This window comes from Flavobacterium davisii (genome assembly GCF_042182265.1).
Classification (GTDB): Bacteria; Bacteroidota; Bacteroidia; order Flavobacteriales; family Flavobacteriaceae; genus Flavobacterium; species Flavobacterium davisii.
On the sequence record NZ_CP097869.1, the window covers coordinates 3,401,268 to 3,426,437 of the forward strand.

Sequence of the window (25,170 nt, forward strand, 5' to 3'; positions counted from 1 at the left end):
TTATTCTTTTCTATATTTTTTAGTTTCTTCAAAGATATGTTCTAAAATTTTAACATCTTGTTCTGAAAATTCAACATGACGTCTTCCCATTACAATTTTAGCTGTTTGAAAGGCTTTTGATGTAAGATAGGTCGTAAAACCAGAAGCTCCTCCCCAAGAAAAACTAGGAACAAAATTACGTGGAAATCCTGATCCAAAAATATTAGCAGAAACCCCCACTACGGTACCTGTATTAAACATGGTATTAATTCCGCATTTACTATGATCACCCATCATTAATCCGCAAAACTGAAGTCCTGTACGAGCAAAATTTTCTGTTTCATAACTCCAAAGTTTTACTTCTTCATAATTATTCTTTAGATTAGAGTTATTGCTATCAGCTCCTATATTGCACCATTCTCCTAATACTGAATTGCCTAAAAAACCGTCGTGTCCTTTGTTAGAGTAAGCAAATAAGACAGAATTATTAATTTCTCCTCCTACTCTACTATGAGGTCCTACTGTGGTAGCTCCATAAATCTTAGTTGCTAATTTTACTTGTGCTTCTTCACACAAAGCAAAAGGACCACGAATAACAGATCCTTCCATTATTTCGGCATTTTTACCAATATAAATAGGACCTGTAGAGGCATTAAGTGTTACAAATTCTAACTTAGCTCCTTCTTCTATAAAAATATTTTCAGGTGCTATAACGTTCACTGACTTTGGTATAGGTTGCGAGGTTCTTCCTTCTGTAACTAATTCAAAATCTTCACGAAGTGCAACATCATTTTTGGCAAAAATATCCCATGTATGTTGTATTGTAATACAATCTACTGTACATTCTATTATTTCAAAAGTATCAAAATCCACTTCTTGATTTTCTTTACTATAAAAAGCAACTACTTCTTCTTTATAAAAAATAGCTTGATTTTCTTCTAAAGATTTTACCATTTCTACTAATACATCGTTGGGTAAAAAAGACGCATTAATCATGACATTTTCATCCATTTCTACCATAGGGTATTTTTCTGACAAATATTCCTCAGTTATGGTTGTGGTGGTATATCCTAAGAATTTTTCCCATTTTTCGCGAATAGTTAAAATTCCTACTCGAATATCAGCTACAGGTCGGGTAAAAGTAAATGGAAGTAAAGCATTACGTACATTTCCATCAAAAAGTATGTAGTTCATATATATTTAAATTTTATCTAAAGGTATTCAAAAAGTCGGCTATTCTCTTTATTTAAATCCGTTTAATTCATTATACTATAATTGACATAAGAAACAATGGATTATAAATCTTTTCCTCTTTAAAAAGGAACGCAAACTAAATAGTAATTCTTTACTTTCGGAATATCTTTTATTTTAACATTTCAAAAATAAGCAAATTCCATTTTTAAATTAGAAATTTCTAATAAATTTCAAAAAAATGGTAAAATAAAAAAGCACCATACAAATGGTGCTTTCTAACTATTTTGATTTCAATATTATTTATTGAATTTAGCGTATTTAGTCTTGAATTTATCAATACGTCCAGCTGTATCAACCAATTTAGATTTACCAGTATAAAAAGGGTGAGAAGAACGAGAGATCTCCATTTTGAATACTGGATACTCTACACCTTCATGTGTAATTGTTTCTTTAGTTTCAACTGTAGATTTTGTAATAAATACGTCATCATTTGACATATCTTTGAAAGCTACTAATCTGTAATTTTCTGGGTGGATTCCTTTTTTCATAATAAATCTGTTTATGTTTTGCTGTTTTTATTCTTGATGCTTTTATCTCTAAAAGGTATTGAACTACAACGGCTTTTGTAATATTTTATTTTTAATTTAAGTCGCAAATTTAATACATTTTTTTAATATACAAATTATTATGTAACATTTTTAATATTAAAACTACTTACTATCAAAATACTTATATTTGTTAAACTAAATTTAGAACATCAAATTATGAATGAGATTATCAAAAAAAATGGGGTTCAATACGGATTAGTAATAGGGCTTATTTCAATATTAACGACGCTTTTCATTTACCTTATCAATATTGAATTATTTACTTCAGGTTGGATTACCTTTGTTAAGTATAGCCTTTACTTGATTATAATCATCCTTTTACTGAGAAAAACGCAAAAAGATTTTCAAACAGGCATTACATTTAAAGAAACTTTTACTACCTATTTTATAGCTACTATTATTGGAATAGTTATGGGGACTTTTTTCGAAGTAATTTTATTTAACCTTGTGGATCCTTCTCTAAAACAAAGCGTAAAGGAAATTATAATTAAAGAAACGGGGGGAATGCTTCAAAAATTTGGAACACCTAGATCCGTTATTAAAGAATCTATTAAACAAATTGAAAATCAAGATCAGTTTTCGATAGCTAACTTTTTTAAAGGAACTCTTTTTACAATTTTAATAAGTGCAATTTTTGGTTTAATTTTGTCTGCATTTTTCAAAACAAAATCGTCAAATCAACTATAAAAGTGGATATATCAATTATAATACCTTTATTAAACGAACAAGAATCATTACCAGAATTGGCTTCATGGATTGAACGTGTAGTGACTCAACACAATTATTCATACGAAGTCTTATTTATAGATGATGGAAGTACGGATAATTCTTGGCTCGTTATACAGCAATTGGCATTAAAAAACGAAAATCTTAAAGCCATTCGTTTTTTGCGTAATTACGGAAAAAGTCAAGCTTTACATGCTGGTTTTGCCAAGGCAAAAGGAAATGTAGTCATTACGATGGATGCCGACTTACAAGACAGTCCTGATGAAATACCTGGACTGTACCAGATGATTACAGATGAAAATTTTGATTTAGTTTCAGGCTGGAAAAAAAAGCGTTATGACAATACATTAACTAAGAACCTGCCTTCTAAACTTTTTAATGCAGCCGCTAGAAAAACATCTGGTGTACAACTTAATGATTTTAACTGCGGTTTAAAAGCTTACAAAAATACGGTCATAAAAAACATAGAGGTTTTTGGCGAAATGCACCGCTATATACCTGTATTAGCTAAAAACGCAGGTTTTAAAAAAATTGGAGAAAAGGTTGTACAGCATCAAGCCCGCAAATACGGTGAGTCAAAATTCGGAATTGATCGTTTTGTAAATGGTTTTTTAGATTTGATTACCATCTGGTTCTTAGGTAAATTTGGAAAAAGACCCATGCACTTATTTGGTCTGTTGGGTACTCTCATGTTTATGATTGGTTTTTTGTCCGCAGGCTACATAGGGGCTGTTAAACTTTGGAAACTTTACACCCATCAAGAAACAATCTTAATTACCAATAATCCTTGGTTTTACATAGCTTTGACCACAATGATTATAGGAACTCAATTATTTTTAGCAGGATTTTTGGGTGAAATAATTCTTCGTACCAAACACAATGAAGAGCGATATAAAATTCAAGAAATCTTATAACCTAAATAAATTGAGCTCAACTATTAGCGGAATCTTTAAGAGCATTCTCTAATACTTGCTCTAACTTTCTTAAAACAATACAGGCTTTGTTTTTAAAAAATTAGAAATCTTTATTTTATAGAGATCAAAACATAAAAATAAAAAGCCATAATAAAACTAAAAAATTGACTATAAAACCAAAAGAATTATGCACATTGAACAGGCAATTTTAGAAAAAGTAAATATTTGGTTAACACCCACTTTTGACGACGAAACTCAAGAATCTATCAAGGAAATGATGACTTCATCACCTAAAGAATTAGAAGAAAGTTTTTACAAAAACTTAGAATTTGGAACGGGCGGTATGCGCGGTGTTATGGGAATAGGGACCAATAGAATTAACAAATATACTTTGGGTAAAAACACTCAAGGTTTATCTAATTACTTAAAAAAATGTTTTCCAAACGAAGAAATAAAAGTTGCTATTGCTTATGATTGTAGGGCTAACAGTAACACACTAGCAAAAGTTGTTGCTGATGTATTTTCTGCTAATGGAATTAAAGTATTTTTATTTTCTGAATTAAGACCTACTCCTGAACTATCATTCACAGTACGCCATTTAGCTTGCCATGTAGGTATTGTTCTAACAGCGTCACACAATCCACCTGAATACAATGGTTATAAAGTGTACTGGCAAGATGGCGGCCAAATTGTTCCTCCACAAGATAAAGAAATCATACAGGCTATTGAAGCGCTAGAATATAGTGATATAAATTTTGCTTCTAATCCAGAACTTATAGAATATATAGATCAGGAGATAGACGATGCTTTCCTAAAAAGCACACTTGAAAACGCTAGTTTTAACACAACAGCTGAGGCTAAGAAAAACTTAAAGATTGTTTACACTTCATTACATGGCACTTCTATAAAGGTAATACCTAATGTTTTGAATGCGGCTGGATATAATGATTTAAATATAGTAGAAGAACAAGCCATTCCAGATGGTCGTTTTCCTACTGTCAAATCACCTAATCCCGAAGAACCAGAAGCACTTAGTTTGGCAATTGATTTGGCCAATAAAATAAATGCTGATATCGTTATAGGAACTGATCCTGACTCGGATCGCCTAGGAGTGGCTGTACGAAACAATCAAAACAATATGATTCTTTTAAATGGGAATCAAACGATGGTTATTATGACCGCATTTTTATTAGAGCAATGGAGAAAATCTAATAGGTTAACAGGTACTGAATTTATTGGATCTACTATTGTTTCTACCCCTATGATGCTTGATTTAGCAGAAGCTTATGGAGTAGAATGTAAAGTAGGATTAACAGGATTTAAATGGATTGCTAAATTCATTAAAGATTTTCCAAACCAAAAATTTATTGGAGGAGGTGAAGAAAGTTTTGGTTTTATGGTAGGCGATGCTGTTCGTGATAAAGATGCTGTAGGTGCTATTTTATTAGTTTGCGAAATTGCTGCGCAAGCAAAAGAAGCCGGCAAAACATTATATCAGAGACTAGAGGAACTTTATGTGGATTTTGGTTTTTATAAAGAACATCTTATTTCTATTACAAAAAAAGGAATGGATGGCGCAGCAGAAATCCAACAAATGATGAAGGATTTACGCGAAAATCCAATGGAAGAAATCAACGGAAACCGTGTGGTTTGTGTAGAAGACTATCAAACATCAAAAGGTAAAGACTTCATGAATAATGAAGAATTCGACATTAACATTCCTAAATCGAACGTATTGATTTATTATTTAGAAGATGGAAGTAAAATATGCGCACGTCCAAGTGGTACAGAACCTAAAATTAAATTTTATTTCAGTGTAAACTGCACCATCGAATCGGTTGATGATATACCTGAAGCGGAGAAACAATTGGACGAAAAAATTAAAAATATCATTAACGATATGCAATTGAACTAATGGATCATAATTTAAAAAAAATAATTCCATACGCATTAAGATACAGAACAAATATTATTTGGAATATTACATTCAACATCCTTTATGCTTTGTTCAGCACACTCTTAATGGTATCTATTATGCCTACTCTAGAGGTTCTCTTTAAACAAAATACAAAAATTAGTAAAAAGCCTATTTACACAGGTTTATCTAATTTAAAGGATTTTTTATCAAATTCTTTTAATTATAAATTAACTGAAATTTCAGATGAATATGGTAAACAAAACGCTTTATTAGTTGTTATAAGTATTGTAATCATTACAGCTTTATTAAAAAACTTATTTAACTATTTAGGATCCAGACAGGTTACAATATTAAGAAATGGTGTATTAAGAGATCTACGTATTAAGTTATATAGCAAAATTATTAATCTCCCCGTTTCTTATTATTCAGATACTAGAAAAGGAGATGTTATGGCTCGTATGTTAGGAGATGTGGGAGAAGTTCAAAATTCCTTTTTCCAAATCTTAGAACTTATCGTTCGCGAACCAATGACTATCGTCTTTTCTATTATTGCTATGTTATTTATTAGTATAAAACTTACCTTATTTGTTTTTATATTTATTCCTATTTCAGGATTTATAATTTCAAGAATTGGTAAAACATTAAAATCTAAATCGCAAAAAGCCCAACAGGAACAAGGTATTTTTATTTCTATTTTAGACGAAACTTTATCAGGATTAAAAGTTGTAAAAGGATTTAATGCAGAATCTATTTTCATTCAAAAATTTAATGATTCTGTTAATCGTGTTTTAAAATTATCAAACAGTATAGCAAATAAAAACAATCTATCCTCTCCTATGAGTGAATTTTTTGGTATCGTAACTATTGCTACTTTATTATGGTATGGAGGTCATTTGGTTTTGGTTGAAAAAAGCCTTGCTGGAACAGCCTTCATTGGTTATATCGCATTAGCTTACACTATTTTACAACCTGCTAAATCTATTTCAAAATCTTCTTATCAGGTAAAAAGTGGTCTAGCTGCCGCTGAAAGGGTTTTTACTTTACTAGAACAAGAAAGCCAAATAGTAGATTTACCAGATGCTCTAGATAAAAAAGATTTTACAAATTCTATCAAAATTGAGAACATTCATTTTGCTTATGCAGATGACAACAATGTCTTAAAAAATTTTACTATTGACGTTCCAAAAGGAAAGACCATTGCATTAGTAGGTCAATCTGGATCAGGAAAAAGTACAATTGCCAATTTACTTACTCGTTTTTATGATGTAAATGAAGGAAAAATAAGTATAGATGGAACCGATATTAAGGAAATTTCAATGCAGTCTTTGAGATCTTTAATGGGAATTGTTACACAGGACTCTATCTTGTTTCACGATTCTATAAAGAATAATTTATTAATTGGTAAACCTACAGCTACTGATGAAGAAATTATTCATGCTTTAAAAGTTGCTAATGCGTATGAATTTGTAATCAATTTACCTAATGGTATAGAGACCAATATCGGTGATGCAGGTGGAAAATTATCTGGCGGACAAAAACAACGTTTGTCTATTGCAAGAGCAGTATTAAAAAATCCGCCAATCATGATCCTTGATGAAGCTACTTCTGCTCTTGATACAGAGAGTGAAAAATTAGTACAAGTGGCTCTTGAAAACATGATGCAAAACAGAACTTCTATCGTAATTGCTCATAGACTTTCTACTATACAAAAAGCAGACAATATTATTGTGATGCAAAAAGGAGAAATTGTTGAACAAGGCACACACAGCGAATTACTTGCTAAAAATGGTACTTATTCGAAACTTGTCATGATGCAAAGTTTAGAATAAAAACTATAAAAAATGCCCCCTAAAGTTAATAACTGTTTGGGGGCATTTTTTTTATTATCAAAGATTTTTACATTTTAAATTCTTGGGCTACCCAATCTTTTTTTATATCTACATAAAAATAATGTAATCCATCTGTTTTATCAAAAGCACCGTTTTTATTACGATCATCTATTGTTCTAAAAAATATTTTATTTGCTGTTTCTACATAGTTCCAATCTATTAACTCCTGCATATCAACTGAAATTTTAGTGAATTTATCTCCTAAATCAGTACTTAAATACAAAGATTTTACATCATAAGAATCTACTTTTCCATCTTGATTTGTATCATTATCTGCCATAACATATACTAAAATATTTTTAGACTTAAGATATGTCATTCGTTCAATTAAAACAGATTTATCTGTTAATACATGCAAAGAATCTTTTCCTATTTCTTGAAATTTAATATTTTGTAAATATCCTGTAAGTTCTTCATCTAAGACACTTGATACGTTAAATCCATTCATATCCATTTTATCTCCTTCATAACTTCCTTTTTTCAAATCACTCACTCTAAGTTCTCCTATAGGATAAATTAACACATTGGAGGTCGGAAACTGTATGGGTAAATCCGCTACTAATAAACGAGTGGTATCTTTCTTTCTTTCAACTTGTTTTACTGGCTTATCATATTTTACTTTCGGTTTGGGTTCTTCTTTACAACTTCCAAATGAAATAATAAAAGGTAAAAAATATAAAATCTTTTTTTTCATGATTATCCTATTTAATCTAAATATACCCATTTTTGTTTATATTTTCACATTTAATTTTATACTAAACACGCGTGTTGTTAAATAATTAGGAACTCCGTATTGATTTTTAGTATATACATCCCGCACCCATGTGTTCGTAATCGAGTTTTGGTTATTGAACATATTAAAAATTTCAATTCCAAGGGCTAGTTCTCTAAAGTGTCTTAACCAATTATCTTTCTCTTTTGATCTAGCTCTATCGGTAAAAACATACGAAAATCCAATATCGGCTCTACGATAATCTCTTAATCTTGATTGGTATTCGTAAGGATTAGCATACGATGGTGATCCTCCTGGCAAACCTGTATTATAAACTAAATTAAGATACATTTTTAAAGCAGGTATATTAGGAATATAATCTTGAAATAAAGCTCCAACCTTGAGTCTTTGATCAGTAGGACGTGCTATATATCCTTTATCATCTATTGACTCTTGTGTATCCATATAGCCAAAACTTAACCAAGATTCCGTTCCTGGTATAAATTCCCCATTTATTCTAAGATCTATTCCTTTAGCATAAGCCTCCGCATTATTAAGAGCTCTGTATCGTATCCGAACATTATCTATTGTATAAGGATTTACATTATTCATATCTTTATAATACAATTCCGTGACTAATCTAAAAGGGCGTTTCCACATTTTAAAACTAAAATCATGTCCTAAGACTATATGAGTAGATTCTTGCGCCTTAACATTGGGTTTAACGATTCCTAAAGAATCTCTTAATTCTCTATAAAAAGGGGGTTGATGATACCAACCTCCTGATATTCTAAAAAACATATCCTTGCGCCAGTTTGGTTTTATAGCAAATTGTGCTCTTGGACTAAAAACAACTTGACTTTTTCCTATGTTAACCCCATCTGTGACGCTCCAGTTTTGCGCTCTTGCTCCTACATTTAAAAACAATTCATGTTCTTTCCATCTCAAACGCCTATTCCACTGAAGATAAGCTGAAAAACGATTAATATTTGTATAATTAATAGCTCTAACACTGTTATAAGGTACTAAAGGCCCTTGATAAACTGTATAAGGTTCTTCTTTTTTAGGAAATATTTTGGGAGGGTTTAGTAAAAAACCTGCTGAATCAATCACTTCCCACTCTCTAATTCTATCTCGTATACTCTCTCGTGTATATTTAAATCCCCAATCTATTTGATTTTCTTTTTTCTTATGATTTCCTTTAAGCTCTGTATTAATGATCAAAGCATCCAAATCATTACGAGCATGTGTGAGCTGACTGCCTATTCCTCTAGAATATTCAACATTGCCAAAGCTAGAATCACCTAGATTAGAATTTATCTCTCCTAATCGATATTCTGCCATTATATCATAATATTCTTGTTCAATAGTATGATAGATTGAATTAATCCATTTTAAATTGGAGTCATCATTTATCTTATAATTAACTTTTATAGCACCAAAAGTAGTCATATAAGCATCCTTTTCAGTTCCATCATATTGTACTAATAAAGCCATCGGTTCTTGTAAAGATCCAAAATTAGTTTGTCTAGAAAAAGGCCTATAATCGTATTTATTTTGTGATAAATTACCTAAAAACCCAAATTGCCATTTAATATTTGGAGTAAAAGTTATATAGGTTTGTAAATCCGCAAATCGTGGCTTAAAATTAGTTTGTGTTTCTTGACTTTTTACTAACAAACTATTATCTCGATAACGAATTCCTGTAATAGCATTCCATTTTTGATTTTTTGACACATTATCCATTGAAACACTTCCTCCTAAAAAGGAAGCTTCAAGGGAAGCTCCAAATTTAGTCGGTTTTCTATAAGTTATATCTAATACGGAAGATAATTTATCTCCATATTTAGCCTGAAATCCTCCAGAAGAAAAATCAACATGCTGAATTAAGTCTGTATTTGTAAAACTTAGCCCTTCTTGTTGTCCTGATCGAATTAAAAAAGGACGGTATACTTCTATTTCGTTTACGTATACTAAATTTTCATCATAATTACCTCCTCTTACAGCATATTGTGTACTTAATTCATTATTAGAATTTACTCCTGGTAGTGATTTTAAAATATTTTCTACTCCAGAATTAGCTCCTGGTATCAATCGAATAGCTTTTGGTGATAAGGTCGTAATGCCCTCTACTCTTTTTTTACTGTTATTCGATATGACAATTTCGCCTAACTGCTCTGTTGTACTTTTTAATACTACATTAAATTCATAATCTTCACTAGGATTAAGTTCTAACGAAATAACAGCTGATTTTAAAGATAAATGTGTAAACTTTAAATTTGATTTTACTTTTGAAGGAATGGCTAATTGATAGAATCCATTTTCATTTGTCTTGGTACTTTTTTGTTGAAATGATACATTAACTCCTTCTACAGGATTGTTTTCTTCATCCAAAACAATTCCTTTAACTCTGGCAATTTGTCCTAAAAGGCTAAATGAAAATAGAAGTAATAAAAAAGAAAATTTAGTTTTCAAAATTTACAGTTTTGTTTTATAAAAATTTGATTCAAATGTAGTTGTATTTCCTAAATTATCCACTACTTCTAACTTAAAATCATTTTTACCATTTATAAATTTAGAATCGGAAAAAAAATGAATTAATCTATTTAATTTAGGTTCATATTCCATTAATATCCATTCATTGTTTAAATACGCATTATAAGATTTAATACCCGATAAATTGTCTGAAATAAAGATTTTCAACGAATCTTTTGAAGTTAAATCTTCAGCCATTTTAAAATTAGGTGCATAAATTTTAGGTGCTATCGTATCTTTTGCAATAAAAAACTTTCCGAGTTTTTTTGTTTTAATTATAAACTGATCTTCTTTCTTAATTGTAAAATTATACTCTATTCTGCTATGATCTAAATTAGCTATAAACATTTTTTCACGTTCTTCTTTAGGTAAATGAGACACATCAAATGTAATGGTCATAGGTTTATTAATTGCTACGGACTCATCATGTAAGTACAGCTCTTTATCCTTTACATCAAATTTTATATAAAAATCTTCATAAAACGTTTGTTCTGGAATGAATACAGAAATCCCTTCTTTTGAATACAATTGCTCAATTTGAGATTTTAAAAAATAGGGAGTTTTAGGCGGATTATTCATCATTGAACTATTCGAATTTGAAAATTCTATGGGAATAATTAAGGTATTTTTATTGCCATGAAAATCATAAATTTCTATTTCATAGTTTAAGTTATAATTGGGTTCTACTTTTAGTTGTCCGTTATTTATTTTGTGCTTAATAATATTTTCTGGAAATATATACCCCACAAAAAGTTTTTGAAAACGTTGATGTGTTTTTTTGTATCTTGGATAATCAATAAAACAGTTTATATGTTTTGATTCATCAAAAGAAAAACTATCAAATTGATAATTAAAATAAGGTGTTCCGTTTAAAAATGCGTTTAACTTGTAAATTCCATTTTTCCCAAAATTAAAATCGGATACATCATGAGCGTTTATTGCAAATCCTATGGTATCTTTGGCTTTAACTGGGGTGGCAAGATAAGTCCCATCTGATTGTAAACTTAAAGGAACCATAATAGGTTGAGAAGAACCATTAACTATAGCATTTTTAGATAAGGCATAAGCATATAATCCTTCTATAGAAGGCGCTTTTGTATCTTTTACTAAAGTATCATATCCAAACAAGAAAGGATTCATAATAAACTCTGTTTTTGTATTTCTTATTTCGAAATGCAAATGAGGACCACTAGAACCTCCTGTATTGCCTGTATAACCTATTAAATCCCCTTTTTTTACAACTAAAAAATTGTCTTTTAAGCGTAATTCTAAAACAAAGGTTTTATCTGCATATTGCTTTTCCCGAACATACCGATCTATTGTTTCTGAAAAACGCTGTAAATGCGCATAAACGGTAGTATAACCATTAGGATGATCTATATACAAACACTTTCCATAGCCATAAGTGGAAACGTTTAGACGAGAAACAAAACCATCTGCAGTGGCATACACTGGAAAACCTTCTTTTTGTTGGGTTCTAAAATCAATTCCTGAATGAAAATGATTAGGTCTAAGCTCACCAAAAGAACCTGCTATATTTAAATTAATATTTAGCGGAGAACCAAAATAATCTTTGGGGTATTTATCTTGTGTAAATGCTACAAGAGAAAAAAATAAGAGAAAAAACCAAAACTTTTTAACCATATCATAATAATTACAGCTGTAAACTTAAAAACTTTCTTTATTTCTGCTAAGATAACGATTCCTTTTACATTATTTCAGTCCTATTTTTTTATTTTTAAAAGTTTCATTTTAAAACGATTAAGAATAAAAAATTGATAATTATCATTTTTTTCCTCAATCTTATTGTTAAAATACATTTTAAAATTTAAATTTGTGAAGTGATGTAATGTATTTTTGTTACGATGAGTAAACTAGACGTAATAACTGATTCTCTTGAAGTTAAGATTCAGGAACTTTTCCAAAAAATGGAAAACCTAAAACTTGACAACCAAGAACTAAGACTGAAACTTAGATATTCGGAATCAATTATTATAAAACAAGGAGAAGACTTGAAAAAAATAAAGTCGGAACTTGACTCTGTCAAAATTACAAACTCACTTTTAGGTAGTGACGAATTCAAAAGAGATACGAAACTCAAAATAAATTCATTAATCAAAGATATAGATTATTGTATAGCACAACTTTCTGATTAGAAAGCATAATGAGTGAAAAACTAAAAATAGATATTTCGATAGCAGAAAGGGTTTACCCTCTAACAGTAGATCCTAGCCAAAAAGAAAGCTTACTAAAAGCTTCCCAAAGGGTTGACTATATGCTAAAACAGTTTGAACAAAATTATGCTGTAAAGGATAAGCAAGATTTACTCGCCATGTGTGCTCTACAATTTGCCACTCAAGTAGAACAAAAAAATGAGGAAATAACAACCTCAAATCTACAAGTGACAGAAAAGTTAAAAAAGTTAAATGATTTATTAGACAAACATCTCTAAACAGAATAAAAAGTACGTTCTTAAAAAATTAATAAATTTAGAAACACTACCTACATTAGTACCCATTTGATAAACTCAACACTAACGTTTAAAAAGGGCAAATCATCAATACTATAGCAGGCCTTTCAGTAGGAAGCTTGAACATTGAGTTAACCCAAAACTTGTACATACCGAGTTTATACAACTTTTCTAATGTAGGTTTTTTTATACATAACACTTAACACAGACTATGGACATTTTAATAGTAATTATTATTGGAATTCTTGGAGTTGCAACAGGTTTTGGTATTGCAAAATACTTAGAAAAAACCAATGTATCTACCTTGATTAAAAACGCAAAAAAAGAAGCTTCTTCTATCTTAAAAGACGCTAATACAGAGGCTGAAAACATCAAAAAAGATAAGATATTACAAGCCAAAGAAAAATTCATTGAATTAAAAGCTGAACACGAACAGGTTATTTTAACTCGTGACCGAAAAGTTGCCGAAGTAGAAAAGAGAACGCGCGACAAAGAATCACAAGTTTCTAATGAACTTGCTAAAGCAAGAAAATTAAACGATGAGGTTGAACACAAAATAAAAGAATACGATTCAAAAGTAGAAAACTTAGAAAAGAAAACTACTGAAATCGAAAAAATGCACAGAGCACAAGTAGAACAACTAGAAACTATTTCTGGTCTTTCTGCTGAAGAAGCCAAAAATCAATTAATGGAAAGCCTAAAAGCAGAAGCTAAAACAAATGCTATGGCTCACATTCAAGAAACCATAGAAGAAGCTAAAATGACGGCTCAACAGGAAGCCAAAAAAATAATCATCAATACCATTCAACGTGTAGGAACAGAGGAAGCTGTTGAAAACTGCGTATCCGTATTTAACATAGAATCAGATGATGTAAAAGGTAGAATCATTGGCCGTGAAGGCCGTAACATACGTGCTATAGAAGCGGCTACTGGAGTTGAAATCATTGTTGATGACACCCCAGAAGCAATCATCTTGTCTTGCTTTGACCCTGTAAGGAGAGAAATTGCCCGTTTATCCCTACATAAATTAGTAACAGATGGACGTATACATCCAGCTAGAATTGAAGAAGTCGTAGCAAAAACTACAAAACAAATAGAAGAAGAAATTATTGAGGTAGGAAAACGTACTGTAATTGAATTAGGCGTTCATGGATTACATCCTGAATTAATTAAGATAGTAGGACGCATGAAATATCGTTCTTCATACGGTCAAAACTTACTACAGCACTCCAGAGAAGTAGCAAAGCTTTGTGGTATTATGGCCGCTGAACTAGGACTAAATGTAAAACTAGCCAAAAGAGCAGGACTTTTACACGATATAGGTAAAGTTCCTGAAACAGAAAGCGATCTACCACACGCTTTATTAGGTATGCAATGGGCTGAAAAATACGGCGAAAAAGAAGATGTATGCAACGCCATTGGTGCACACCACGATGAAATAGAAATGAAATCTTTAATTGCTCCAATTATTCAGGTTTGCGACGCTATTTCTGGTGCTAGACCTGGAGCCAGACGTCAAGTTCTAGATTCTTATATTCAAAGACTTAAAGACCTAGAAGACATAGCTTATGGCTTTGGTGGAGTAAAAAGTGCGTATGCTATTCAAGCAGGAAGAGAATTAAGAGTAATCGTTGAAAGCGAAAAAGTAAATGATGAAATGGCAGCGAAGTTATCTTTTGATATTTCACATAAAATTCAAACCGAAATGACTTATCCTGGTCAAGTAAAAATTACTGTAATTCGCGAAACTAGAGCCGTTAATATAGCCAAATAAAAAAACAAAAGAGCGTCTAATTTTTAGATACATATATCAGAGGATTAATAAAGATCCTTTATTTTTAACCCCTGTTTTTTAGAGTAAAAGCCTTAAAAACAGGGGTTCATATTTCTAATACATTTTTATCAGTTCTTCAAAAAATAAAATTCAAAAAAGAGATGACAACTTTACTTTGAATATTTAAACCCAGATGCCGCATTAGAATTCGTTGTGAAACAAAATTTTTCAATAAATTCAAGTATTCACGGAGAATTTTAGAAGATGAAATAATCAACTATTTCGATAAATGAAATTGGAGTACGTGTTTGAATTGAAAGAAAAAATAAACTGGAATAGATTTCTAATGCGGAATTTGGGTTAAAAATCACCTTATCCTTTTTTACCAAATTATTAAAAGCATTAGATATTTAGTATAATTACTTTATTTTTTTTCAATCTCCTCATCTAGGAGAAAAAATTTCCGTACTTTTTTATTCTTTTTCTTTTCATCACAAGAACCTATAGATTTAAAAAAGAATAAATCTTACAAAATAATATTCTCTCATGACTAAAAAGAGAATATTATTTTACACCTCTTTAACTTTTTCAAGGAAAAATATCACTTCTTAAAGTAAACTTTAAAAATAGAACCTATACCTAATTTACTATCAACACTAATCTTTCCTCCCATAGCCTCTACTTGATTTTTAGCGATATACAAACCAATCCCTGTCGATTCTCGGTTTTTATGAAAAGTTTTATAAGGTCCAAATACTGCTTCTTGATATTTCTTTAAATCAATCCCTATTCCATTATCCTCAACACACAAAACATCATATTCTACATTATGAAGCAATTCTTTTTCTAAATAAAACGAAATGAATTTATCTTTTTTATTAGAATCTGCGTATTTAACAGCATTCGTAGTCAAGTTAAGAATCACACTTTCTAAATAAGCTGGAATAAAAGAAACTTCCATTCCTTTATCTACCTCCAAGGTTATCGTAATCTCTTTAGCACAAATCATTTCTTTTAATACAGATAATGATTTTTCTATATAGCATCGTAAATTATTACTTTGTTTTTCATTAATAACTTCTGCTTGTACTCCCACCAAATCTACTAAATTATCTATAGTTCCTTTCAATTCATTGTATACAATTTGCAAACTTTTAATAACTTCTTCGGTAGAAACATAACCATTTTTATAAAAAGACAACAGCATATAAAAATTTTCTGTGTGACTTTTCAAATTATGTGAAACAATATGAGCAAAATTCATCAATTTCCCTTTTTGATTATTTACTAAATCAAAAGTTTCTCTAAGTTTTTGTTCTTTTTCCTTTTGAATCGTAACATCTGTATGAGTCCCGATAATCCTCAATGGTTTCCCTAAAGCATCTCGTTCAATAACTTTTCCTCTATCTAAAATCCATTTATATACTCCATTACACAAAACACGATGATAGGTTTCATAATAAGGTATTCTTTCTTCCAAATGTTCTTGTATATTATAAAAATAAATTTCTCTATCATCTGGATGCACTAATTTATCCCATTCTTCAGGATTTGAAATCAATCCTAAATTTCCTTTACTTATTTCTAAAATTTTAAGAGATTGTGCCGAATAAAACACTTCGTTGGTAACCAAATTCCAATCCCAAACACCTATTTCAGAGGCTTGATTAGCAAATTGATTTCTTAAAGCCTCTATTCTTTTCTCCTCTTCTATCTTTTTTTGTTTCGTAATGTCTGAAATAATTCCAAAGAAAGAAACCTTATCACTTTCGCTTTCCGCTGTAGCTAACATCTTATACCACCTTAGTTCTTTGGATAGTACAACTCTAAAATCTAAATCTAAACTAGCTAAATCTTTTCTACTTTTATCTATAGCATTTAAAATTCTAGACTTATCCAACGGAAATACCACCTTCTTAAAAACACCCAAAGGATTACTTCTAAACATTTCAATATCAGATTCAAAAAAATCATAATGAGATCCTTGTAGATAATCAACAATTAAAAAACCATCTAAATCTACAGAAAACTGAAAGAAAAGTAACGACTGATTAGAAATTATTTTATTTAAAAAAAAATGTTCTGATGACCCTAATTGCATTTTTATTTTTTTTAAAAAACAATATTAAACAAAAATATTTATAATTATAATTTAACATATACAAAACTGATAGATACGGTTTTATATAAATCTCCATTAGATAAAATTCTTTTTTTGCCTAATATAGCTTTAATTAACAAACAATTAACATAAAAATCACACTAATGCAGGATTATAAAATACTTTCACATACCATCCTAACATTTTATTCGCAAAATGTATCTAAAATAAAATTACCGTTTATCATCCTCTATTTCTTTCAAAACAATCACCTAAGATCTTTTATCTTCTGATTGCGCCACCCCTCCTATTATTAAAATGACAAGGAAATTTAAACTAAAACTTTTGCATTTTATCATCTTCAGTTCTTTTTCATCCTAATCACGAGATAAACTCTATTATAAAGATAAAAAGTAGGAAGAAAACAAAATTTATACGAATTATTTTTAGATACAATATTATTTTACCAGAATAAAACCACTATAACTTCTTTACACAAGCAAAGAAATAAAAGAATACTGAAAGTTTAAATTATACAACTTCACATTTACTTCAAAAAACCCACCCTCTTTTTACATTATGAAAACTAATAGATATGGATAGATTTTTAATACTCTTATTAAAAACTGTTATATTTTCAAAAAAGCTCTTAATTAAATTTTGTGTGGTGAATACTCTTCAGGAGATTTATTATTTTAAATATAAATAAAGTTTTTTTATTAGTGCTAACTCAAAATATTCGATAATACAATTAGGTAGTAAAAGTTAAAATAAGATTATCAAATGAATATTCTATTGAAAAAAAATTAGATAACAAAAAAAGATTCCTTAAATTTCTCCACAGGTTTTGGACTTGGCATCTTTTGATCTCTAAAATAATCACATATTTAAAAACAATAAAAAAGCCTGAAACAACATAGTGCGTTTCAGGCCTTGTAGCGAAGACGGGAGTTGAACCCGTGACCTCAGGGTTATGAATCCTGCGCTCTAACCAACTGAGCTACCTCGCCTTTTATTCTGTTGGTAACATCCTTCCCGAATGCGAGTGCAAATTTACAACTAAATTCAAGTTACGCAAACTTTTTTTCTACTTTTTTTTATTTTTTTTTCATAAAAAAACACAATCACCTAATAAACAACTAATTAAAAAACAAAAAAAAATAAACTTTTAATAAGCATTAACACAAAACAAATCATCATTTAATATCTCTACACAAAAAAGACAAATAAAAAACATTTTACTTGTTTTAATAATTCATATTATCTATATTTCGAAAAAAAATCATTATGAACAGCAAAATACGATACGAATTAGAGTTCCCTATACATTCATCCCCTCAATTACTATATCAATATATATCAACACCATCTGGATTACAAGAATGGTTTGCTAATAATGTCAATTCAAGAGGTGATTTTTTTACATTTAAATGGGACGACTCTGAAGAAAAAGCACGTATTTTTTCTAAAAAAACAGGCGAAAAAATTAAGTTTAAATGGGTTGACGAGGAAAACAAAGACACGGAATACTACTTTGAACTTAGAATATTAGAAGATGATATTACGAAAGATGTTTCTCTAATGATAGTCGATTTTGCTGAAGAGAATGATCTATCAGAGGCCAAAATGCTTTGGGAAAATCAAATTTCTGATCTAAAACATGTTTTAGGCTCTATTTAAAAAAGAATATAACTTATCTTTGTCCCGATTTATCGGGATTTTTTATGGATATTTTTTCTACTTTACAAGACAACAGAGCTTTCTTATATGGGGATGCCGTTTTTGAAACTATAAAAGTACTAGACAATAAAGTACTTTTTTTAGAGGATCATTATTTTAGACTAATGGCTTCTATGCGTGTTTTAAGAATGGAAATTCCTGCAACCTTTACCCTAGAATACTTTGACGATATAATTTTAAAAGCAGCAAGAGCATTAGAAATAGAAAAATCTGCTCGTGTTCGTTTTAATGTTTTTAGAAAGAATGGTGGTTTTTACCTACCTCAAACGAATGAGGTAGTTTATTTTGCAATTGCAACACCTTTAGAAGAAACGGCATACCAACTATCTAAAACAATTTATGAAGTGGACATATACAAGGATTTTGTAATTACAAAACAACTTTTATCTACTATTAAAAGCACTAATAGAATAATTAATGTAACAGGAAGTATTTATGCTAAAGAAAATCAACTTAATAATTGCCTACTTCTAAATCAGGAAAAAAATATAGTGGAGGCTTTAAACGGTAATATTTTTATGATTAAAGATAACGTTTTAACCACACCTCCTCTTTCGGAAGGCTGCATAAATGGAATTATGAGAAAACAACTTCTTACAATAGCTCAAAACATAGAAAGCCTAAAAATAGAAGAAAGAGCTATATCCCCTTTTGAATTACAGAAAGCAGATGAGCTATTTATAAGCAATGTTATTAAAGGCATACAACCCATAACAAAGTATCGCAAAAAAGACTACACAACTAACATATCTGAATTATTAATAACAAAACTAAATATCAAAATAAGACTCCATTAATTATACATAGGATTTTCGGGAGCATTTGACCAAAATAAATACTCCCCTCCTTGTTCTATTATTTTTTCCCTCCAAAAATTAGAAGAGCATCTTCCTATTATATTATTATTCAAATGATTTTCCGATATAATCCAAGAATTAGACTCCAATTCACTTTGTAATTGTTCTGCATCCCATCCTGAATACCCTAAGAAAAAACGTATATTATTTCTACTTATTTTCCCACCATTTATAAGCTCTTTTGTCTGTTGAAAATTACCTCCCCAATAAATCCCAGATGCTATTTCTACACTACCTGAAATTAAATGAGGAATATTATGTATAAAATACAAATTATCTTGCTCTACAGGGCCTCCATTATATATTTTAAATGAAGCTGAAATTTCAGGAATTAAATCCTTAATTGTATAATTCAAGGGCTTATTTAAAATAAAACCAACAGATCCCTCTTCATTATGATCTGCCAACAAAACCACAGATCTGTTAAAAGATAGGTCACCTATAACAGAGGGTTCGGCTATTAACAAATGCCCCTTTTGTGGTTTAATCACTATCATACCTATTCTTTTTCATCTAAATTTAACAAAAAAAATAATTGCAAACAAAATATAATCAAAAAAAAATAAAAAAAGCCACGATTTAACGCGGCTTTTTATGTAATATTTAAAAACTATTATTTATTAACAGCTCCTTCTAATTCTGCACCTGCTTTGAATTTTATTACGTTTTTAGCTTCTATCTTAATAGTATTTCCTGTTTGAGGATTTCTTCCTTCTCTAGCCGCTCTTGTAGATACTGACCATGATCCGAAACCTACTAAAGCAACTTTACCACCTTTACTCAAAGTTCCTTCAACATTACTTAAAAATGATTCTAATGCAGCTTTTGCAGCAGCTTTAGTAATACCTGCATCAGCAGCCATAGCATCGATTAAATCTGATTTGTTCATAATAATTAGTTATTAATTGATAGGTTAATATTAATTCTAAGCCCCACAAATTTAGTAGGATTTACTTAGCGCACAACATTTTTAACTCTTTTTTATTCTTTTTTGCTATAAAAACTACTTTTTAAGTAAATCAAAAATATTTTTTGAAAGAAAATACTGATTTTAATGTAATTTATTCTACTCTTATATCTTCTGAAAAATGCACTCCATTTAATAATTCTTGAGCACTCATTCTTTTCTTTCCTGGAAATTGCAAAGATTTTATATTTAAAAAACCTTCTGCTAGAGCGATACGAATTTCTTTTTTAGTATATATTACTTTTCCTATAGTTAATTCATGTACTTTCCGTTCTTTTTCAACTTCATACAATTTAACGTTCCATTGTTCTTCTTTATCTATAAAAGTACAATAAGCAGCAGGATATGGAGCTAAACCTCTTATTTGATTATAAACAGCATCTAAGCCTTTATCCAAATCAACTTTACAATTATCTCGATCTAATTTATAAGCCGTTTTGATTTCAGGCGAATCCTCTTGCAAAACAGTAATTACGTTATTGGCCGCTATTTTCTCTAAGGTTTCTACGACTGCCTCACAACCTAATCCCATTAAACGATCATGCAATTGTCCTGCGTTTTCATCTGGTAAAATAGCTGTTTCTTTACTTAAAATCATAGCGCCTGTATCAATCTTATCATCAATAAAGAAAGTTGTAACGCCTGTTTTAATTTCTCCATTAATAATAGCCCAGTTAATAGGTGCTGCACCGCGATATTCTGGCAACAAAGAAGCATGAAGATTAAAAGTCCCTAATTCTGGCATCTTCCAAACAACGACAGGCAACATACGAAATGCTACTACAACTTGTAAATTTGCATTTAAGGATTTTAGTTCTTGCAAAAAAGCATTATCTTTAAGATTGGTTGGTTGCAATAAATGCAATCCTTTTTCTAAAGCGTATTCTTTAACAGCCGAATACTTCATTTTCTGTCCTCTCCCAGCTGGTTTATCTGGAGCTGTAATAACTCCAACTACTTCATAATTATTTTCTTTTACAATGGCATCCAAAATTCCAACAGCAAATTCTGGGGTTCCCATAAAAACGATTCGTAATGATTTCATCATTTAATAATAAATTGATTTTTATGATCTAATTGGATCATATTATATTCTAACATTTCCTTTAATATTTCTAAAAGGATCTTTTCTTCTATATCTACTTTTTCTAGTATTTCGCGAGAGTTCAGTCCTTGATTTTGTAATATTTCAAGCAATTGCTCTATTAGAGCTTTTTTATTGAAGTTTGTTTTGTTTTGTTTTAAACAATAAGAACAATTTTTACAATCTGAAATACCTACTTCTCCAAAATAAGTAAGCAATAATCTATTTTTACATTGTTTTTCATCATTAACATAAGCTATAACAGCAGCTAATTGACTTTTTTTTGTAAGATTTTGTTTTTCTAAGTATTTTGCTATTCTATTAATTGTACGTTCATCTTCTCTTACTTCTAAAAAAGTTATTTTAGATTCATTTTGAATAATTAATAACTGAACTATATTTTTTTCTTTTAATCTATTTAGTAGAGCTAATACTTCTTCTTCTTTACAAAATGCTTGTTTTGCTACAAAAGCAATGTTTATATTGGTTTGAATTTCAAAAATACCAGGATAATTTCTTAAAATAGTGGTAATAACAGCTTCTTCCTCTGGATGAAGACTTACATATCGTATGACTTCTTTTGATTCTATTATAAATTGAAGTTGTACTTTTTCAGTTTGTTCATTAGAGAGGGAAATAATTCCTTGTCTATCTAAAAATTGCAGTGCATTAAAGGTTTTTAAAATAGGGAAATTATAGTGTGTGCAAAATTTATTTAAACTGAATGTAAATTCTTCATTAATTCCTTCTCCGTAAGGAATTTGAAAATAATTACATATTTTTTTGTAGATTTCTTTCAAAAAAATAACATCTGGCAAGACATTAAGAAATTGCTCTTCGGCATGAATTACATCATTAGAAGAAGCAATCATGATAGCAAAAGCTTTTTGTCCTCCTCTACCTGCTCTACCTGCTTCTTGATAATAACTTTCTAAATTTTCGGGAAGATTAACATGTATAACAGTCTTAACATTGGGTTTATCAATTCCCATTCCAAAAGCATTTGTTGCAATCATAACTGAGCAACTTTCACTCATCCATAATTCCATATTTTTAGTTTTATCTTTAGGAGATAATCCTCCATGATAATAGGTTGTACTAAACCCAAGAGCATTCAATTGGGTTGCATAATCTGAACACAATTTTCTATTTCTAACATATATGATTGATGGTTCTGGATTTTTCGTTAAAATTTGCTTAATTTTATAAAGCTTATCTTCTGATTTTATAACATGATAACTTAGATTATCTCGCAAAAACGATTTTTTAAAAATTTGAGGATTGGTCAATCCTAAGTTTTGTAATATATCTTCTTGAACCTCTGGAGTTGCTGAAGCTGTAAGCGTAACAAATGGTACTTTTGGAAAGTCTTTTTTTAGTTTATTAATTTTTAAATAAGAGGGTCTGAAATCATGCCCCCACTGAGAGACACAATGTGCTTCATCTATTGCTATCAAATTAATTGATAGGCTTTTAATTCGATCTAACACCCAATCTTGTTCTAATCTTTCTGGAGATAGATACAGAAAACGATAATTACCAAATTGACAATTATCTAACAATTGTATGAGTTCCTCTGCATGAGTTCCTCCTGTTAAAGCAATGGCTTTAATACCTCTTTTTTGAAGTTGATTTACTTGATCTTTCATCAAGGCGACTAATGGCGATACAACTAAACATATCCCTTCACTGGTCATTGCTGGAACCTGAAAACAAAGTGATTTACCTCCTCCTGTTGGAAGAAGCGCAAAGGTATCATGTCCCGCTAGAACTGATTCGATAATTTTATCTTGAACAGATCTAAAACTATCATATCCCCAATATTTTTGAAGAATTTGTAATGCTTTTTGCAAAAGTTAATTATTTAAATCAGGCTAAAGTTAAGAACTTTAACAAACTTATCCAATTACTTTAAGATGGTTAAAAATAAAATCAACTCGATATTCTACTGTACCTGTAGGAACTTCGATTAATTGATAACCGTACTTTTGGTAAGTAAGTTTCAAATGTTCATAAATGACTTTTGCTTGTTCGAAATTTTCATAACGTGCTTCGTCACTTATATATATGTCTTCCCAAGGAGGTAAAACAAAAACGGTATCATAACGCGTTTCATGGCATTGTGTATCAAAATGTTCGGGATAGTCATCTCCTATAAAATCCATATAAGCTAATACATCAGGTACGCCTCGATCAATAAACACCAAATGATCTTCTTCATTTTGGGCATTTTCAAACTGTTTAATACGTCCATCTAATAACATTTGACTAAACAACAAGGGCTCTGTTAAAAATAACTGATCAATTCCTTGTTTTTTAGCTTCTAACGTTACCTCGCGCGAAATCTCGGGATAGCAAACATATCCTTTTTCAACTAAACTATTGATAATAGTGGTTTTACCTGTACCAGGTCCACCTGTAATTACAATGACTCCTCTTTTCAAAACATCAATTTCAAGAGCGCAAACTTAATCAAACTATTTGTTTTTTAAAAATGAAAATAGTTCTTATGTTCTGTAAACATGATTTTATTTTCTTTAGATCTTGATTAATTTTTTATTTCTATTCAAAATTTACTTATGAAACACATTTTCCATTAAAGGAATAAATAAAAGATAAAGTAAAAGATTGACTTTCAAAAAAACCATTAAAAAGCTTATATTTGCCTATATTTATAATGTAGAAGATGGATAAAAAAACCACTGAATTTTATATTCGATTAAAAGAGGAATTAAATGCTGTAAATAAAGTTTGGCCTTCAAAATATTTATATAAATTTATAGTTCCTACTGACACACACAAAATAAGTGCAGTAGAAAAGGCTTTTGATTGCATGGGAGCTATAATAGACACTCGTCAGTCAAAAAATGGAACTTTTACTAGCATATCAGTTGATGTAGTAATGCCTAATGCAGAAGAAATCATAAAAAAATACCAAGAAGTATCAACTATCGAAGGGATAATTTCATTATAAGATGAGTACAAAATTTAATGCAGATCAAGTTTTAGAGGCTATTCATTTTTTAGAGTATAACTCTGAAAGAAAATCGCTTGCTATACCCGAGTACGGACGCCATCTACACAACTTAATTAATCAAGCCATTACGGTTGAAAATAGAGAAGAGCGCAATAAACTGGCAAAATACATTATTGGAGTTATGGGTGGAATGAACCCGCATTTACGGGATGTTCCTGATTTTCAGCACAAACTTTGGGATCAATTATTTATTATGTCTGATTTCCAACTAGATGTTGATTCTCCCTATCCTATCCCAACTCGCGAGGTTATCAATATGAAGGCTGCTCCATTACCATATCCTCAAAATTTTCCAAAATATCGTTTTTACGGTAACAATATTACCTACATGATAGATAAAGCGAATGAATGGGAAGATGGAGATCTTAAAAATGCCTTAATTCGTGTAATTGCAAATCACATGAAAAAAAGTTATTTAAGTTGGAATAAAGACACGGTTACTGATGCTGTTATATTTGAACATTTGTATGAATTATCGGGAAGAAAAATAAATCTTTCTTCTGCTACTGAGGAGCTTTCTAACACTCACGATTTAATGCGTACCAACAAAAGAACATCTAACAAGATGCAGAGTAGTAGTGGCAGCAGTAACAACAACAGCAAACATAAAAATCAAAAAAATATTCTACCAAAAAGACCTTTTAAAAAAAATAACTAAGAGCCTA

General features: G+C 30.1%; 22 protein-coding genes and 1 tRNA gene. 11 read left to right on the plus strand and 12 right to left on the minus strand.

What is annotated here, in order from left to right:
* Both NAB20_RS14610 and NAB20_RS14615 read right to left on the minus strand, forming a co-directional pair.
* Positions 1-1,173 carry a GlmU family protein gene (locus NAB20_RS14610; protein ID WP_105195838.1) on the minus strand — a complete coding sequence of 391 codons (1,173 nt, stop codon included), beginning with the start codon at positions 1,171-1,173 and terminating at the stop codon, positions 1-3.
* Positions 1,174-1,469: 296 nt separating this feature from the next.
* Entirely contained in the window at positions 1,470-1,721 is a 252-nt protein-coding gene (locus NAB20_RS14615) for a type B 50S ribosomal protein L31 (protein WP_014165095.1), read from the minus strand.
* A 216-nt stretch (positions 1,722-1,937) separates the two neighbouring features.
* Here NAB20_RS14615 and NAB20_RS14620 point away from each other — a divergent pair, with 216 nt between their 5' ends.
* From NAB20_RS14620 to NAB20_RS14635, 4 genes are all read left to right on the plus strand, one after another.
* A complete protein-coding gene (locus NAB20_RS14620) occupies positions 1,938-2,468 on the plus strand; it encodes a DUF4199 domain-containing protein (RefSeq protein WP_105195837.1) in 531 nt (176 codons plus the stop codon).
* Between the two features lie 2 nt (positions 2,469-2,470).
* Positions 2,471-3,421 carry a glycosyltransferase family 2 protein gene (locus NAB20_RS14625; protein WP_375605291.1) on the plus strand — a complete coding sequence of 317 codons (951 nt, stop codon included), beginning with the start codon at positions 2,471-2,473 and terminating at the stop codon, positions 3,419-3,421.
* A 187-nt stretch (positions 3,422-3,608) separates the two neighbouring features.
* Positions 3,609-5,336 (plus strand): phospho-sugar mutase, encoded by a 1,728-nt coding sequence (locus tag NAB20_RS14630; protein ID WP_088391998.1) that lies wholly within the window; start codon positions 3,609-3,611, stop codon positions 5,334-5,336.
* On the plus strand, positions 5,336-7,168 hold the full coding sequence (locus NAB20_RS14635; protein ID WP_088391996.1) for an ABC transporter ATP-binding protein: 1,833 nt from the start codon (positions 5,336-5,338) through the stop codon (positions 7,166-7,168). The genes NAB20_RS14630 and NAB20_RS14635 overlap by 1 nt, the downstream gene beginning before the upstream one ends.
* A gap of 67 nt (positions 7,169-7,235) precedes the next feature.
* On the opposite strand, the gene NAB20_RS14640 is transcribed toward NAB20_RS14635, so the two are convergent.
* Genes NAB20_RS14640 through NAB20_RS14650 form a run of 3 tightly spaced genes read right to left on the minus strand, consistent with a single transcriptional unit; the run spans position 7,236 to position 12,119 of the window.
* Complete coding sequence (locus NAB20_RS14640) at positions 7,236-7,922, minus strand: hypothetical protein (protein WP_088391994.1); 687 nt, start codon at positions 7,920-7,922, stop codon at positions 7,236-7,238.
* 36 nt (positions 7,923-7,958) lie between these two features.
* Complete coding sequence (locus tag NAB20_RS14645; RefSeq protein WP_374953365.1) at positions 7,959-10,418, minus strand: TonB-dependent receptor; 2,460 nt, start codon at positions 10,416-10,418, stop codon at positions 7,959-7,961.
* On the minus strand, positions 10,419-12,119 hold the full coding sequence (locus NAB20_RS14650) for a M23 family metallopeptidase (RefSeq protein ID WP_375605292.1): 1,701 nt from the start codon (positions 12,117-12,119) through the stop codon (positions 10,419-10,421).
* Between the two features lie 221 nt (positions 12,120-12,340).
* Here NAB20_RS14650 and NAB20_RS14655 point away from each other — a divergent pair, with 221 nt between their 5' ends.
* The 3 genes from NAB20_RS14655 to rny all read left to right on the plus strand — a co-directional run bounded on the left by NAB20_RS14655 (position 12,341) and on the right by rny (position 14,719).
* A complete protein-coding gene (locus NAB20_RS14655) occupies positions 12,341-12,631 on the plus strand; it encodes a hypothetical protein (protein ID WP_088391988.1) in 291 nt (96 codons plus the stop codon).
* 8 nt (positions 12,632-12,639) lie between these two features.
* Positions 12,640-12,927, plus strand: coding sequence for a cell division protein ZapA (locus NAB20_RS14660; RefSeq protein WP_088391986.1), 288 nt, complete (start codon positions 12,640-12,642; stop codon positions 12,925-12,927).
* Between the two features lie 229 nt (positions 12,928-13,156).
* Positions 13,157-14,719 (plus strand): ribonuclease Y, encoded by a 1,563-nt coding sequence (rny, locus tag NAB20_RS14665; RefSeq protein WP_375605293.1) that lies wholly within the window; start codon positions 13,157-13,159, stop codon positions 14,717-14,719.
* A gap of 601 nt (positions 14,720-15,320) precedes the next feature.
* Here the strand turns inward: rny and NAB20_RS14670 are convergent.
* Positions 15,321-16,820, minus strand: a complete 1,500-nt coding sequence (locus NAB20_RS14670) for a PAS domain-containing protein (RefSeq protein WP_105195832.1) — start codon at positions 16,818-16,820, stop codon at positions 15,321-15,323.
* A gap of 936 nt (positions 16,821-17,756) precedes the next feature.
* A tRNA-Met gene (locus tag NAB20_RS14675) sits at positions 17,757-17,830 on the minus strand.
* Positions 17,831-18,107: 277 nt separating this feature from the next.
* On the opposite strand from NAB20_RS14675, the gene NAB20_RS14680 reads away from it, so the two are divergent.
* Both NAB20_RS14680 and NAB20_RS14685 read left to right on the plus strand, forming a co-directional pair.
* Positions 18,108-18,500: an START-like domain-containing protein gene (locus NAB20_RS14680; protein ID WP_088393463.1), complete on the plus strand. Its 393-nt coding sequence runs from the start codon at positions 18,108-18,110 to the stop codon at positions 18,498-18,500.
* Between the two features lie 44 nt (positions 18,501-18,544).
* Complete coding sequence (locus NAB20_RS14685; RefSeq protein WP_105195831.1) at positions 18,545-19,357, plus strand: aminotransferase class IV; 813 nt, start codon at positions 18,545-18,547, stop codon at positions 19,355-19,357.
* Here the strand turns inward: NAB20_RS14685 and NAB20_RS14690 are convergent.
* The 5 genes from NAB20_RS14690 to NAB20_RS14710 all read right to left on the minus strand — a co-directional run bounded on the left by NAB20_RS14690 (position 19,354) and on the right by NAB20_RS14710 (position 23,912).
* Positions 19,354-19,914 carry a YqgE/AlgH family protein gene (locus NAB20_RS14690; protein ID WP_105195830.1) on the minus strand — a complete coding sequence of 187 codons (561 nt, stop codon included), beginning with the start codon at positions 19,912-19,914 and terminating at the stop codon, positions 19,354-19,356. The genes NAB20_RS14685 and NAB20_RS14690 overlap by 4 nt on opposite strands.
* 116 nt (positions 19,915-20,030) lie before the next feature.
* Positions 20,031-20,306, minus strand: coding sequence for an HU family DNA-binding protein (locus NAB20_RS14695; protein WP_088393457.1), 276 nt, complete (start codon positions 20,304-20,306; stop codon positions 20,031-20,033).
* 172 nt (positions 20,307-20,478) lie between these two features.
* The gene (fmt, locus tag NAB20_RS14700; RefSeq protein WP_105195919.1) at positions 20,479-21,429 is read right to left on the minus strand and encodes a methionyl-tRNA formyltransferase; all 951 of its coding nucleotides are present in this window, start codon (positions 21,427-21,429) and stop codon (positions 20,479-20,481) included.
* Positions 21,429-23,321 carry an ATP-dependent DNA helicase RecQ gene (locus NAB20_RS14705; RefSeq protein WP_375605294.1) on the minus strand — a complete coding sequence of 631 codons (1,893 nt, stop codon included), beginning with the start codon at positions 23,319-23,321 and terminating at the stop codon, positions 21,429-21,431. Before NAB20_RS14705 ends, fmt begins: the two co-directional genes overlap by 1 nt.
* 45 nt (positions 23,322-23,366) lie before the next feature.
* Positions 23,367-23,912, minus strand: a complete 546-nt coding sequence (locus NAB20_RS14710) for an AAA family ATPase (protein WP_088393451.1) — start codon at positions 23,910-23,912, stop codon at positions 23,367-23,369.
* A 242-nt stretch (positions 23,913-24,154) separates the two neighbouring features.
* Here NAB20_RS14710 and NAB20_RS14715 point away from each other — a divergent pair, with 242 nt between their 5' ends.
* Together NAB20_RS14715 and NAB20_RS14720 are read left to right on the plus strand one after the other, a co-directional pair.
* Positions 24,155-24,442 carry a DUF493 family protein gene (locus NAB20_RS14715; RefSeq protein WP_088393449.1) on the plus strand — a complete coding sequence of 96 codons (288 nt, stop codon included), beginning with the start codon at positions 24,155-24,157 and terminating at the stop codon, positions 24,440-24,442.
* A 1-nt stretch (position 24,443) separates the two neighbouring features.
* On the plus strand, positions 24,444-25,163 hold the full coding sequence (locus NAB20_RS14720; RefSeq protein WP_088393447.1) for a DUF4290 domain-containing protein: 720 nt from the start codon (positions 24,444-24,446) through the stop codon (positions 25,161-25,163).
* The last annotated feature ends 7 nt before the right edge of the window (positions 25,164-25,170 follow it).

Bases quoted from the DNA above. Each gene is read 5' to 3' on its own strand.
- NAB20_RS14610 (WP_105195838.1), bottom strand. From the start codon at position 1,173: ATGAACTACATACTTTTTGATGGAAATGTACGTAATGCTTTACTTCCA.
- NAB20_RS14615 (WP_014165095.1), bottom strand. From the start codon at position 1,721: ATGAAAAAAGGAATCCACCCAGAAAATTACAGATTAGTAGCTTTCAAA.
- NAB20_RS14620 (WP_105195837.1), top strand. From the start codon at position 1,938: ATGAATGAGATTATCAAAAAAAATGGGGTTCAATACGGATTAGTAATA.
- NAB20_RS14630 (WP_088391998.1), top strand. From the start codon at position 3,609: ATGCACATTGAACAGGCAATTTTAGAAAAAGTAAATATTTGGTTAACA.
- NAB20_RS14635 (WP_088391996.1), top strand. From the start codon at position 5,336: ATGGATCATAATTTAAAAAAAATAATTCCATACGCATTAAGATACAGA.
- NAB20_RS14640 (WP_088391994.1), bottom strand. From the start codon at position 7,922: ATGAAAAAAAAGATTTTATATTTTTTACCTTTTATTATTTCATTTGGA.
- NAB20_RS14650 (WP_375605292.1), bottom strand. From the start codon at position 12,119: ATGGTTAAAAAGTTTTGGTTTTTTCTCTTATTTTTTTCTCTTGTAGCA.
- NAB20_RS14655 (WP_088391988.1), top strand. From the start codon at position 12,341: ATGAGTAAACTAGACGTAATAACTGATTCTCTTGAAGTTAAGATTCAG.
- NAB20_RS14660 (WP_088391986.1), top strand. From the start codon at position 12,640: ATGAGTGAAAAACTAAAAATAGATATTTCGATAGCAGAAAGGGTTTAC.
- rny (WP_375605293.1), top strand. From the start codon at position 13,157: ATGGACATTTTAATAGTAATTATTATTGGAATTCTTGGAGTTGCAACA.
- NAB20_RS14670 (WP_105195832.1), bottom strand. From the start codon at position 16,820: ATGCAATTAGGGTCATCAGAACATTTTTTTTTAAATAAAATAATTTCT.
- NAB20_RS14680 (WP_088393463.1), top strand. From the start codon at position 18,108: ATGAACAGCAAAATACGATACGAATTAGAGTTCCCTATACATTCATCC.
- NAB20_RS14685 (WP_105195831.1), top strand. From the start codon at position 18,545: ATGGATATTTTTTCTACTTTACAAGACAACAGAGCTTTCTTATATGGG.
- NAB20_RS14690 (WP_105195830.1), bottom strand. From the start codon at position 19,914: ATGATAGTGATTAAACCACAAAAGGGGCATTTGTTAATAGCCGAACCC.
- NAB20_RS14695 (WP_088393457.1), bottom strand. From the start codon at position 20,306: ATGAACAAATCAGATTTAATCGATGCTATGGCTGCTGATGCAGGTATT.
- fmt (WP_105195919.1), bottom strand. From the start codon at position 21,429: ATGAAATCATTACGAATCGTTTTTATGGGAACCCCAGAATTTGCTGTT.
- NAB20_RS14715 (WP_088393449.1), top strand. From the start codon at position 24,155: ATGGATAAAAAAACCACTGAATTTTATATTCGATTAAAAGAGGAATTA.
- NAB20_RS14720 (WP_088393447.1), top strand. From the start codon at position 24,444: ATGAGTACAAAATTTAATGCAGATCAAGTTTTAGAGGCTATTCATTTT.